Below are 13,095 nucleotides of genomic sequence, written 5' to 3'. Positions count from 1 at the left end.
TATTAACCCCCCAGTTTCGATTTATCGCGCACCGCACCTTTGTCGGCGCTGGTCGCCAGGCTGGCGTAAGCGCGCAAAGCAAAGGAGACCTGACGTTCACGGTTTTTCGGCGTCCAGGCTTTGTCGCCACGGGCTTCCTGCGCTTCACGACGCGCCGCCAGTTCGGCATCGCTTACCTGCAACTGAATGCCACGGTTCGGAATGTCGATGGCGATCAGATCACCATCTTCAATCAGGCCAATGCTACCGCCGCTTGCCGCTTCCGGTGATACGTGACCGATGGAAAGGCCAGACGTACCGCCAGAGAAACGACCGTCGGTGATCAGCGCACAGGCTTTGCCAAGACCCATCGATTTCAGGAAGCTGGTTGGGTAGAGCATTTCCTGCATCCCAGGGCCGCCTTTCGGGCCTTCGTAGCGAATAACAACCACATCGCCAGCGACAACTTTACCGCCAAGAATCGCTTCTACCGCATCGTCCTGGCTTTCGTACACTTTCGCCGGACCGGTGAATTTGAGAATACTGTCATCGACGCCCGCCGTTTTAACGATGCAGCCGTTTTCCGCGAAGTTGCCGTAAAGCACCGCCAGGCCGCCGTCTTTGCTGTAGGCGTGCTCCAGCGAGCGGATGCAGCCGTTAGCGCGATCGTCATCGAGAGAATCCCAACGGCAATCCTGCGAGAATGCCTGTGTAGTGCGGATTCCCGCCGGGCCAGCGCGGAACATATTTTTCACCGCATCATCTTGAGTCAGCATGACATCGTATTGTTCCAGCGTTTGCGACAAGGTCAGGCCGAGCACGTTTTTCACATCACGGTTCAGTAACCCTGCGCGATCCAGTTCGCCGAGAATACCGATCACTCCACCAGCACGGTGAACATCTTCCATATGGTATTTTGGGGTGCTCGGCGCAACTTTGCACAACTGCGGGACTTTACGCGAAAGTTTGTCGATATCACTCATGGTGAAGTCGATTTCCGCTTCTTGTGCCGCCGCCAGCAGGTGAAGAACCGTGTTGGTAGAACCGCCCATCGCGATATCCAGCGTCATGGCGTTTTCAAACGCCGCTTTACTGGCGATATTACGCGGCAGTGCGCTTTCGTCGTTTTGCTCGTAGTAACGTTTGGTCAATTCAACAATGCGTTTACCGGCATTGAGGAACAGCTGCTTACGGTCCGCGTGAGTTGCCAGTAGCGAGCCGTTGCCTGGCTGCGACAGACCCAGAGCTTCGGTCAGGCAGTTCATCGAGTTAGCGGTGAACATCCCGGAGCAGGAACCACAGGTTGGACAGGCCGAACGTTCAACCTGATCGCTCTGGGAGTCAGAAACTTTCGGATCTGCCCCCTGGATCATCGCATCAACCAGATCAAGCTTGATTAACTGATCGGATAGTTTGGTTTTCCCGGCCTCCATCGGGCCGCCGGAAACAAAGATCACCGGAATATTCAGGCGCAGAGAGGCCATCAGCATCCCTGGGGTGATTTTGTCGCAGTTAGAGATGCAAACCATGGCATCGGCGCAGTGAGCGTTGACCATATACTCAACGGAATCAGCGATCAGTTCGCGAGATGGCAGTGAATAAAGCATCCCCCCGTGGCCCATGGCGATCCCATCATCCACCGCAATGGTGTTGAACTCTTTGGCAACGCCGCCAGCCGCTTCAATTTGTTCAGCGACCAGTTTACCGAGATCGCGCAGATGGACGTGACCCGGTACAAATTGAGTGAACGAGTTCACAACAGCGATAATCGGCTTGCCGAAATCGGCGTCGGTCATTCCGGTGGCGCGCCACAGCGCACGAGCACCCGCCATATTACGACCATGAGTGGTGGTGGCGGAACGGTACTTAGGCATACTTTATTTACTCCCAGTGTCTGTCTCGTAAATGGGACGGTGCGTGCCGTCCCATTTTTTGTATTTATTGATTAACCTGATCCAACCAGCCCCATTTATCTTCGGTTTCGCCGGTGAAGAGGCCGAAGAAGGCTTGCTGGATGCGTTTGGTGACCGGGCCACAACGGCCTTCACCCACCTGAATACCGTCGACGCTGCGCACTGGCGTGATTTCAGCCGCCGTACCGGACATAAACACTTCATCCGCCAGATACAGTGATTCACGCGACAGCACCTGCTCACGCACTTCAATTCCCAGCTCTTTCGCCAGTTTGATGATGGCGTCACGGGTAATACCCGGAAGCGCGGAAGAGGTGAACGGCGGGGTGAACAGCACGCCGTCTTTCACTTCAAACAGGTTTTCGCCTGCGCCTTCAGAGATGTAACCATTCACATCCAGCGCGATACCTTCCTGATAACCGTGGCGGCGCGCTTCGCTGCCAACCAGCAGGGAAGAGAGGTAGTTACCCCCCGCTTTCGCAGCGGTTGGAATGGTGTTTGGTGCCGCGCGGTTCCAGGAAGAAACCATCGCGTCGATCCCCTGTTCCAGGGCTTCCGCGCCCAGATAGGCTCCCCACGGGAAAGCGGCAATAATTACGTCGGTGGTGTATCCTGCTGGTGGGTTAACGCCCATGCCAACATCACCTACGAAGATCAGCGGACGGATATAGGCGCTGGTGAGATTGTTTTTACGAATCACTTCGCGGCAAGCTTCCATCAGCTCATCAATGCTCTGCGAAACCGGGAAGCGGTAAATTTTGGCGGAGTCATGCAGACGTTGCATATGCTCACGATGACGGAATACAACTGGTCCCTTATGCGAATCGTAGCAACGGATGCCTTCAAAAACCGAGGTGCCATAGTGCAGCGCGTGCGACATCACATGCACCTTCGCATCTTCCCAGCGAACCATCTCCCCATTGAACCAAATGTAATCAGCTTTCTTCGTGGTCATTTTTATATTCCTTTTGCGCTCAGGCGCGGATTTGTTGTGATGTGGTTGTGCTCTGGCAGATAGCAACGTGTGCGACGTCTACCAGTTTATTTAACTGACTAAACAGTAAGTCGACCGAACGCGGGCTGGCAACGGTCAATTCAATATTTATATTTTGTGCATCGCTGGCGGCAGCCATATTCATTGAGCAAACGTGGAAACCACGATGACGCACCACGCGTAAAACACGTTCTAAGGTTTCCGGATTGAAGCGAGCCGATACATTGACCTGATGTTGCATCATGATAATTTCTCCAACATTTCTGAATTACTGGCGCCGGGCGGCACCAGCGGCCAGACGTTCTCAAGTTCGTCGATTGAGACATGAAGCAGGTATGGCCCATCACTGTTCAGCATGGTGTCGAGTGCCGCTTCAACCTGGTCTTTACGGGTGATGTGTTGGCCAGGGATGCCGAAGGCGCTGGCTAACATGAGGAAATCGGGGTTATCGGTAAGGGTGGTTTCGCTGTATCGTTCCTGGAAAAACAGTTGCTGCCATTGTCGAACCATCCCTAACCGTTGGTTATCGAGTAAGACGATTTTCAACGGTAACTGCTTGCGTTTTACGGTGCCCAGCTCTTGCACATTCATCATGAAAGAGCCGTCACCGGAGATACAGACGACGGTATCGTTCGGTCGCGCAACTTGTGCGCCAACCGCCGCCGGTAAACCGAAGCCCATAGTGCCTAAACCGCTTGAAGTGATGAAATTTTCCGGGCGAGTGTGGGCGATGTGCTGCGCAGCCCACATCTGGTGCTGCCCCACATCCGTGGTCACAACGCAATCCGCAGGTTTACGATCCGACAGTTGTTTTAACAACAACGGCGCGTAGATAGCATCTCCAGGATGATCGTAACGCCAGGCATGTTCACTACGCATTTGTGCGCAGTATTGCTGCCATTCATCGATATTTAACGATTGCTGTAACGCAGGCAACAGTGTGTTTAAATCGCCTTGTAATGCCACATGCGCCTGACGCAGCTTGTTCATTTCTGCCGGGTCGATATCCATATGGATCACGCTGGCGTGTGGAGCGAACGTGTTAAGTTTGCCGGTAACCCGGTCATCAAAACGTGCCCCCACGGCGATCAGCAGGTCACATTCCTGCACCGCGAAGTTCGCCGCTTTGGTGCCGTGCATCCCCAGCATCCCCAGATAGTACGGATAATCCGCATCGACTGCGCCCAGCCCTTTCAGCGTGCAGGTGGCAGGCATTTTTGTGGCAGCGAGAAATTCATGCAGAGCAGGAACCGCCTGCGCCATACCCACGCCGCCGCCAACATACAGCATCGGTTTTTGCGCTTTTGCCAGCATCTGGCGCGCTTGCTCGACTTCGGCATGTGGGAAAGTCACTTCGTTTTCAACGGTGGTGAACCAGGGTTCCAGATCACCGCTGGCTAACTGGATATCTTTAGGGATATCGACCAGAACCGGACCGGGACGACCTGAGCTGGCGACATCAAACGCTTCGGCCATGATGCGCGGCAACTCTTCCAGCGACTGTACCAGGAAGCTGTGTTTGGTACAGGCTAACGACAATCCCAGGACATCCACTTCCTGAAATGCGTCGGTGCCGATGAACGGTGCGGACACCTGACCAGTGATCGCAACGACAGGGATGGAATCTAACAGCGCATCTGCCAGACCGGTGATCAGGTTGGTTGCGCCAGGGCCAGATGTGGCGATGCACACACCAGTTCTGCCGGTAGCACGGGCATAACCGATAGCCGCCATTACCGCGCCCTGTTCATGCCGGCACAGCAAGTGTTCCACGCCACCGTCATACAATGCATCGTAAACAGGCATAATTGCGCCACCCGGATAACCGAAAACGGTGTTCACACCCTGTGCCCGCAAAGCATGTACCACCCACTGTGCGCCATTCATAGTTAGTTCCCCGTCCTGAATCTTGAGAAACAGAATTTTGTGCTGTTATTCATTGTCTGCTCCTCGATTATGTTTTTAAGGTCAAAAAAAACCCCCGGACCTTTCGGTGCGGGGGTCTTAGTTCGTTAAGGCTTGATCTCTAAGCCTTTCCTCGTCCAAGTGCAGCCCCGCACGGTGGGATAATAATCACCACCACGCTAATCACGACCAGGCTAATCACTTGTAGAAGGGCTGTCATTTTGTCTTTTCTTGCATCTTGTTCGAAGGAATGCCTAAAGAGTTACCATAGATTTTGCGAATAGCACAAGATATTTTTTATCCGATTCTTATGACTCTCATAATAATTTCTATAAAAACCATTGTTTTTTATATGAATATTTGTGAGTGAAAAAAATTCAATTTCCGTATAATTCTCGCGCTCTTTGAGTGACTATTTTTTGTGCTTTTTATTTTTGCGAGAGTGATTCCATCACTAATACAACTCAAATTACTTTGCATAAATAAACGGGAATCAGCCGCTAAATAACACAATTTCGCAGACTACAGCAGGGATCTCTTATGTTCATAATGGTGGCTTAAGGAGGACTTATGTCACTGTCAATTGTTCATACTCGTGCCGCTCTGGGAGTAAATGCTCCCCCGATCACTGTTGAGGTACATATCAGTAAAGGTCTACCAGGCTTAACGATGGTGGGCTTACCAGAAACAACGGTAAAAGAAGCCCGCGATCGCGTGCGCAGCGCCATTATCAATAGCGGATATGAATATCCGGCGAAAAAAATCACCATTAACCTTGCTCCTGCCGATCTACCGAAAGAAGGAGGGCGATATGATTTACCTATCGCCATTGCATTGCTGGCGGCCTCTGAACAGCTTACAGCGAATCAGTTGGATGAATATGAATTAGTGGGCGAACTGGCACTTACGGGCGCTCTGCGTGGCGTTCCCGGCGCAATATCCAGCGCAACTGAAGCCATTAAGTCAGGCAGAAAGATTATCGTCGCGAAAGACAACGAAGCTGAAGTGGGGTTAATTAACGGTGAAGGGTGTCTGATAGCTGATCATCTACAAACTGTCTGTGCGTTTCTGGAAGGTAAACATTCTCTCGAACGTCCTAAATCAACTGATGCCGTATCCAGTGTATTACAACATGATCTCAGTGATGTTGTGGGTCAGGAGCAAGGAAAGCGAGGACTGGAAATTACTGCTGCTGGCGGACACAACCTTTTATTGATTGGACCGCCGGGAACAGGCAAAACGATGCTCGCCAGCCGTATTAATGGCCTGTTGCCAGATTTAAGCAATGAAGAGGCACTGGAGAGTGCCGCAATATTAAGTCTGGTAAATGCCGAATCAGTGCAAAAACAATGGCGGCAGCGCCCGTTCCGCTCACCGCACCACAGTGCGTCGTTAACTGCGATGGTGGGCGGTGGCGCAATTCCCGGGCCTGGTGAAATTTCGCTGGCGCATAACGGCGTACTTTTTCTTGATGAACTACCTGAATTTGAACGGCGTACACTGGATGCCTTGCGGGAGCCGATTGAATCCGGGCAGATCCATCTTTCACGCACGCGAGCAAAAATAACCTATCCAGCCCGTTTCCAGCTTGTTGCGGCGATGAATCCCAGCCCAACAGGACATTATCAAGGGAACCATAACCGCTGCACGCCGGAACAAACGCTGCGTTATCTCAACCGACTCTCCGGTCCCTTTCTTGACCGCTTTGACCTCTCACTGGAGATCCCGCTACCGCCACCCGGTGTTTTGAGCAAAGCGGTCATTCAGGGGGAAAGCAGCGCCACTGTTAAACAACGCGTAATGGCCGCCAGAGAGCGCCAATTTAAGCGGCAGAATAAACTGAATGCCTGGCTGGATAGTCCGGAAATACGACAATTTTGCAAACTTGAGAGCGAGGACGCACAGTGGCTGGAAGAAACGCTGATCCATCTGGGGTTATCGATTCGTGCCTGGCAGCGGTTACTGAAAGTATCAAGAACCATAGCTGATATTGATCAGTCTGACGTCATCACACGTCAGCATTTACAAGAGGCTGTAAGTTATCGGGCTATCGACCGTTTGCTCATCCATTTGCAAAAGCTGCTGACGTAAAAAAGGGCATTACGCCCTTTTTATTAATCGTCGGAATCGGTGTAGTCTTCAGCACCTTCGACCTGCGGTTTACCGCCGGAAAGAGTGTGAAAACGTTTTGGACGCTTGATACGCGTCATATACTTGGACCACACGCGTTCTGCTTCTGTCACTGGCTCACGTTCGCCACGGCATACTGCTACGAAGAGTTTCTCTTCCTCGGTAACCGGCTCGCGTTTGCCGAGATCCAGCTCATTGAAGGCATAACCATGACGTTCAAGCAGTTGTGCCTCTTTGATGGTGAAATCACCATGACGAGAGAATCCACGTGGATAATGTTTATTGTCGAAATATCGATTAGTCGTCGTAAAGCTTTCCGCCATCCTGCACGCTCCTAATTCTTTGACCGAGCTAGTTATGGCGCGGAGTATTAGTTACGCTTGACAGAGTGTAAAACAAAACATTTAAATCATAACGACAAATAATTTTGCGGAGAGCACTGTGGATACGGAATTGTTAAAAACTTTCCTGGAAGTTAGCCGAACGCGTCACTTTGGCCGAGCGGCTGAATCGCTCTATCTGACCCAGTCAGCAGTGAGCTTTCGGATCAGACAACTGGAAAATCAGCTGGGTGTGAATCTTTTCACCCGTCACAGAAACAATATCCGTTTAACCGCTGCTGGTGAAAAGCTTTTGCCTTATGCAGAAACACTCATGAGCACCTGGCAGACCGCTCGTAAGGAGGTAGCGCATACCTCACGACATAATGAGTTTTCTATCGGTGCCAGCGCCTCGTTGTGGGAATGTATGCTTAATCAGTGGCTGGGACGCTTGTATCAAAATCAGGATGCCCATACAGGCTTACAGTTCGAAGCGCGAATTGCCCAACGGCAGTCTCTGGTAAAACAGTTGCATGAACGCCAGCTTGATCTTCTTATTACTACTGAAGCGCCCAAAATGGATGAATTTAGTAGTCAGTTACTGGGGCATTTTACTTTAGCACTCTATACCAGTGCCCCTTCTAAGCTAAAAGGTGAGCTTAACTATCTCCGTCTGGAATGGGGGCCGGATTTTCAACAACATGAGGCTGGTTTGATCGGTGCTGATGAAGTTCCAATGCTAACAACCAGTTCTGCTGAACTGGCACAGCAACAGATTGCGATGCTTAATGGTTGCACATGGCTACCGGTGAGTTGGGCACGTAAGAAAGGCGGACTGCATACCGTTGTCGACAGCACAACTCTTTCACGACCGCTCTATGCCATATGGCTGCAAAATAGCGATAAAAATGCGTTGATTCGCGATCTATTGAAAATTAACGTACTGGATGATGTGTATTAATCAAAATGGCCGGCAAGGATGCCGGTGGAAGGATTTACTTCGGAGAGGGTTATTTCAGACAAAAAAAATCCTTAGCTTTCGCTAAGGATGATTTCTGGCAGGGGCGGAGAGACTCGAACTCCCAACACCCGGTTTTGGAGACCGGTGCTCTACCAATTGAACTACGCCCCTAATTAGGGTGGCGGAACGGACGGGACTCGAACCCGCGACCCCCTGCGTGACAGGCAGGTATTCTAACCGACTGAACTACCGCTCCACCGAATTCTTTTACAACCACCGGTTTTATGACCGGCTTACTGCTTAATTTGATGCCTGGCAGTTCCCTACTCTCGCATGGGGAGACCCCACACTACCATCGGCGCTACGGCGTTTCACTTCTGAGTTCGGCATGGGGTCAGGTGGGACCACCGCGCTACGGCCGCCAGGCAAATTCTGTTTTATCAGACCGCTTCTGCGTTCTGATTTAATCTGTATCAGGCTGAAAATCTTCTCTCATCCGCCAAAACACCTTCGGCGTTGTAAGGTTAAGCCTCACGGTTCATTAGTACCGGTTAGCTCAACGCATCGCTGCGCTTACACACCCGGCCTATCAACGTCGTCGTCTTCAACGTTCCTTCAGGACACTCAAGGACTCAGGGAGAACTCATCTCGGGGCAAGTTTCGTGCTTAGATGCTTTCAGCACTTATCTCTTCCGCATTTAGCTACCGGGCAGTGCCATTGGCATGACAACCCGAACACCAGTGATGCGTCCACTCCGGTCCTCTCGTACTAGGAGCAGCCCCCCTCAGTTCTCCAGCGCCCACGGCAGATAGGGACCGAACTGTCTCACGACGTTCTAAACCCAGCTCGCGTACCACTTTAAATGGCGAACAGCCATACCCTTGGGACCTACTTCAGCCCCAGGATGTGATGAGCCGACATCGAGGTGCCAAACACCGCCGTCGATATGAACTCTTGGGCGGTATCAGCCTGTTATCCCCGGAGTACCTTTTATCCGTTGAGCGATGGCCCTTCCATTCAGAACCACCGGATCACTATGACCTGCTTTCGCACCTGCTCGCGCCGTCACGCTCGCAGTCAAGCTGGCTTATGCCATTGCACTAACCTCCTGATGTCCGACCAGGATTAGCCAACCTTCGTGCTCCTCCGTTACTCTTTAGGAGGAGACCGCCCCAGTCAAACTACCCACCAGACACTGTCCGCAACCCGGATCACGGGTCCACGTTAGAACATCAAACATTAAAGGGTGGTATTTCAAGGTCGGCTCCACGCAGACTGGCGTCCACGCTTCAAAGCCTCCCACCTATCCTACACATCAAGGCTCAATGTTCAGTGTCAAGCTATAGTAAAGGTTCACGGGGTCTTTCCGTCTTGCCGCGGGTACACTGCATCTTCACAGCGAGTTCAATTTCACTGAGTCTCGGGTGGAGACAGCCTGGCCATCATTACGCCATTCGTGCAGGTCGGAACTTACCCGACAAGGAATTTCGCTACCTTAGGACCGTTATAGTTACGGCCGCCGTTTACCGGGGCTTCGATCAAGAGCTTCGCCTTGCGGCTGACCCCATCAATTAACCTTCCGGCACCGGGCAGGCGTCACACCGTATACGTCCACTTTCGTGTTTGCACAGTGCTGTGTTTTTAATAAACAGTTGCAGCCAGCTGGTATCTTCGACTGATTTCAGCTCCACGAGCAAGTCGCTTCACCTACCTATCAGCGTGCCTTCTCCCGAAGTTACGGCACCATTTTGCCTAGTTCCTTCACCCGAGTTCTCTCAAGCGCCTTGGTATTCTCTACCTGACCACCTGTGTCGGTTTGGGGTACGATTTGATGTTACCTGATGCTTAGAGGCTTTTCCTGGAAGCAGGGCATTTGTTGCTTCAGCACCGTAGTGCCTCGTCATCACGCCTCAGCCTTAATTTTCCGGATTTGCCTGGAAAACCAGCCTACACGCTTAAACCGGGACAACCGTCGCCCGGCCAACATAGCCTTCTCCGTCCCCCCTTCGCAGTAACACCAAGTACAGGAATATTAACCTGTTTCCCATCGACTACGCCTTTCGGCCTCGCCTTAGGGGTCGACTCACCCTGCCCCGATTAACGTTGGACAGGAACCCTTGGTCTTCCGGCGAGCGGGCTTTTCACCCGCTTTATCGTTACTTATGTCAGCATTCGCACTTCTGATACCTCCAGCATACCTCACAGCACACCTTCACAGGCTTACAGAACGCTCCCCTACCCAACAACACATAGTGTCGCTGCCGCAGCTTCGGTGCATGGTTTAGCCCCGTTACATCTTCCGCGCAGGCCGACTCGACCAGTGAGCTATTACGCTTTCTTTAAATGATGGCTGCTTCTAAGCCAACATCCTGGCTGTCTGGGCCTTCCCACATCGTTTCCCACTTAACCATGACTTTGGGACCTTAGCTGGCGGTCTGGGTTGTTTCCCTCTTCACGACGGACGTTAGCACCCGCCGTGTGTCTCCCGTGATAACATTCTCCGGTATTCGCAGTTTGCATCGGGTTGGTAAGTCGGGATGACCCCCTTGCCGAAACAGTGCTCTACCCCCGGAGATGAATTCACGAGGCGCTACCTAAATAGCTTTCGGGGAGAACCAGCTATCTCCCGGTTTGATTGGCCTTTCACCCCCAGCCACAAGTCATCCGCTAATTTTTCAACATTAGTCGGTTCGGTCCTCCAGTTAGTGTTACCCAACCTTCAACCTGCCCATGGCTAGATCACCGGGTTTCGGGTCTATACCCTGCAACTTAACGCCCAGTTAAGACTCGGTTTCCCTTCGGCTCCCCTATTCGGTTAACCTTGCTACAGAATATAAGTCGCTGACCCATTATACAAAAGGTACGCAGTCACCCCATAAAGAGGCTCCCACTGCTTGTACGTACACGGTTTCAGGTTCTTTTTCACTCCCCTCGCCGGGGTTCTTTTCGCCTTTCCCTCACGGTACTGGTTCACTATCGGTCAGTCAGGAGTATTTAGCCTTGGAGGATGGTCCCCCCATATTCAGACAGGATACCACGTGTCCCGCCCTACTCATCGAGCTCACAGCATGTGCATTTTTGTGTACGGGGCTGTCACCCTGTATCGCGCGCCTTTCCAGACGCTTCCACTAACACACACACTGATTCAGGCTCTGGGCTGCTCCCCGTTCGCTCGCCGCTACTGGGGGAATCTCGGTTGATTTCTTTTCCTCGGGGTACTTAGATGTTTCAGTTCCCCCGGTTCGCCTCATTAACCTATGGATTCAGTTAATGATAGTGTGTCGAAACACACTGGGTTTCCCCATTCGGAAATCGCCGGTTATAACGGTTCATATCACCTTACCGACGCTTATCGCAGATTAGCACGTCCTTCATCGCCTCTGACTGCCAGGGCATCCACCGTGTACGCTTAGTCGCTTAACCTCACAACCCGAAGATGTTTCGTAAAACACCATCGTGTCGCGAAAATTTGAGAGACTCACGAACAACTTACGTTGTTCAGTGTTTCAATTTTCAGCTTGATCCAGATTTTTAAAGAGCAAATATCTCAAACATCACTCGTAAGTGAGTTTTGAGATACATAGGTCGGCGACTTTCACTCACAAACCAGCAAGTGGCGTCCCCTAGGGGATTCGAACCCCTGTTACCGCCGTGAAAGGGCGGTGTCCTGGGCCTCTAGACGAAGGGGACGTATCAGTCTGCTTCGCAAGACGCCTTGCTTTTTACTTTCTATCAGACAATCTGTGTGAGCACTTCAAAGAACGCTTCTTTAAGGTAAGGAGGTGATCCAACCGCAGGTTCCCCTACGGTTACCTTGTTACGACTTCACCCCAGTCATGAATCACAAAGTGGTAAGCGCCCTCCCGAAGGTTAAGCTACCTACTTCTTTTGCAACCCACTCCCATGGTGTGACGGGCGGTGTGTACAAGGCCCGGGAACGTATTCACCGTGGCATTCTGATCCACGATTACTAGCGATTCCGACTTCATGGAGTCGAGTTGCAGACTCCAATCCGGACTACGACGCACTTTATGAGGTCCGCTTGCTCTCGCGAGGTCGCTTCTCTTTGTATGCGCCATTGTAGCACGTGTGTAGCCCTGGTCGTAAGGGCCATGATGACTTGACGTCATCCCCACCTTCCTCCAGTTTATCACTGGCAGTCTCCTTTGAGTTCCCGGCCGGACCGCTGGCAACAAAGGATAAGGGTTGCGCTCGTTGCGGGACTTAACCCAACATTTCACAACACGAGCTGACGACAGCCATGCAGCACCTGTCTCACAGTTCCCGAAGGCACCAATCCATCTCTGGAAAGTTCTGTGGATGTCAAGACCAGGTAAGGTTCTTCGCGTTGCATCGAATTAAACCACATGCTCCACCGCTTGTGCGGGCCCCCGTCAATTCATTTGAGTTTTAACCTTGCGGCCGTACTCCCCAGGCGGTCGACTTAACGCGTTAGCTCCGGAAGCCACGCCTCAAGGGCACAACCTCCAAGTCGACATCGTTTACGGCGTGGACTACCAGGGTATCTAATCCTGTTTGCTCCCCACGCTTTCGCACCTGAGCGTCAGTCTTCGTCCAGGGGGCCGCCTTCGCCACCGGTATTCCTCCAGATCTCTACGCATTTCACCGCTACACCTGGAATTCTACCCCCCTCTACGAGACTCAAGCCTGCCAGTATCAGATGCAGTTCCCAGGTTGAGCCCGGGGATTTCACATCTGACTTAACAGACCGCCTGCGTGCGCTTTACGCCCAGTAATTCCGATTAACGCTTGCACCCTCCGTATTACCGCGGCTGCTGGCACGGAGTTAGCCGGTGCTTCTTCTGCGGGTAACGTCAATGAGCAAAGGTATTAACTTTACTCCCTTCCTCCCCGCTGAAAGTACTTTACAA

9 protein-coding genes, 3 tRNA genes and 3 rRNA genes are annotated in these 13,095 nt (G+C 52.0%); 2 read left to right on the top strand and 13 right to left on the bottom strand.

Annotation, left to right across the window (positions count from 1 at the left end; all coding sequences use genetic code 11):
- Nucleotides 1-2: 2 nt before the first annotated feature.
- The 6 genes from ilvD to ilvL all read right to left on the bottom strand — a co-directional run bounded on the left by ilvD (nt 3) and on the right by ilvL (nt 5,011).
- Nucleotides 3-1,853: a dihydroxy-acid dehydratase gene (gene ilvD / locus WES_RS20675; protein ID WP_001127416.1), complete on the bottom strand. Its 1,851-nt coding sequence runs from the start codon at nt 1,851-1,853 to the stop codon at nt 3-5.
- A 64-nt stretch (nt 1,854-1,917) separates the two neighbouring features.
- On the bottom strand, nt 1,918-2,847 hold the full coding sequence (gene ilvE, locus WES_RS20680) for a branched-chain-amino-acid transaminase (RefSeq protein ID WP_000208524.1): 930 nt from the start codon (nt 2,845-2,847) through the stop codon (nt 1,918-1,920).
- A gap of 19 nt (nt 2,848-2,866) precedes the next feature.
- On the bottom strand, nt 2,867-3,130 hold the full coding sequence (ilvM, locus tag WES_RS20685) for an acetolactate synthase 2 small subunit (protein ID WP_000983255.1): 264 nt from the start codon (nt 3,128-3,130) through the stop codon (nt 2,867-2,869).
- Nucleotides 3,127-4,773, bottom strand: coding sequence for an acetolactate synthase 2 catalytic subunit (gene ilvG / locus WES_RS20690; RefSeq protein ID WP_001012643.1), 1,647 nt, complete (start codon nt 4,771-4,773; stop codon nt 3,127-3,129). Before ilvG ends, ilvM begins: the two co-directional genes overlap by 4 nt.
- 2 nt (nt 4,774-4,775) lie before the next feature.
- Nucleotides 4,776-4,826, bottom strand: a complete 51-nt coding sequence (ilvX, locus tag WES_RS23840; protein WP_001387183.1) for a peptide IlvX — start codon at nt 4,824-4,826, stop codon at nt 4,776-4,778.
- A gap of 86 nt (nt 4,827-4,912) precedes the next feature.
- The gene (gene ilvL, locus WES_RS0120740; protein ID WP_024149608.1) at nt 4,913-5,011 is read right to left on the bottom strand and encodes an ilv operon leader peptide; all 99 of its coding nucleotides are present in this window, start codon (nt 5,009-5,011) and stop codon (nt 4,913-4,915) included.
- 350 nt (nt 5,012-5,361) lie between these two features.
- Here ilvL and WES_RS20695 point away from each other — a divergent pair, with 350 nt between their 5' ends.
- A complete protein-coding gene (locus WES_RS20695) occupies nt 5,362-6,882 on the top strand; it encodes a YifB family Mg chelatase-like AAA ATPase (protein WP_016158848.1) in 1,521 nt (506 codons plus the stop codon).
- Between the two features lie 23 nt (nt 6,883-6,905).
- On the opposite strand, the gene maoP is transcribed toward WES_RS20695, so the two are convergent.
- Nucleotides 6,906-7,244, bottom strand: coding sequence for a macrodomain Ori organization protein MaoP (gene maoP, locus WES_RS20700; protein ID WP_000841001.1), 339 nt, complete (start codon nt 7,242-7,244; stop codon nt 6,906-6,908).
- A gap of 118 nt (nt 7,245-7,362) precedes the next feature.
- Between maoP and hdfR the strand changes: the two genes are divergently transcribed.
- On the top strand, nt 7,363-8,202 hold the full coding sequence (gene hdfR, locus WES_RS20705; RefSeq protein ID WP_000379262.1) for an HTH-type transcriptional regulator HdfR: 840 nt from the start codon (nt 7,363-7,365) through the stop codon (nt 8,200-8,202).
- Nucleotides 8,203-8,297: 95 nt separating this feature from the next.
- Here the strand turns inward: hdfR and WES_RS20710 are convergent.
- From WES_RS20710 to WES_RS20735, 6 genes are all read right to left on the bottom strand, one after another.
- Nucleotides 8,298-8,373: transfer RNA gene (locus WES_RS20710), tRNA-Trp, on the bottom strand.
- Between the two features lie 8 nt (nt 8,374-8,381).
- Nucleotides 8,382-8,458 (bottom strand) — tRNA-Asp (locus WES_RS20715).
- Between the two features lie 54 nt (nt 8,459-8,512).
- Nucleotides 8,513-8,628 (bottom strand): 5S ribosomal RNA (rrf, locus tag WES_RS20720).
- A 94-nt stretch (nt 8,629-8,722) separates the two neighbouring features.
- A 23S ribosomal RNA gene (locus WES_RS20725) occupies nt 8,723-11,626 on the bottom strand.
- A gap of 191 nt (nt 11,627-11,817) precedes the next feature.
- A tRNA-Glu gene (locus WES_RS20730) sits at nt 11,818-11,893 on the bottom strand.
- Nucleotides 11,894-11,978: 85 nt separating this feature from the next.
- Nucleotides 11,979-13,095 (bottom strand): 16S ribosomal RNA (locus tag WES_RS20735); the annotation flags it as partial.

This window comes from Escherichia sp. KTE31 (assembly GCF_000407925.1).
GTDB classification, from domain to species: Bacteria; Pseudomonadota; Gammaproteobacteria; order Enterobacterales; family Enterobacteriaceae; genus Escherichia; species Escherichia ruysiae.
The sequence above is the reverse complement of the archived record's forward strand: the minus strand, read 5'-3'. Positions and strand labels throughout refer to the sequence as shown.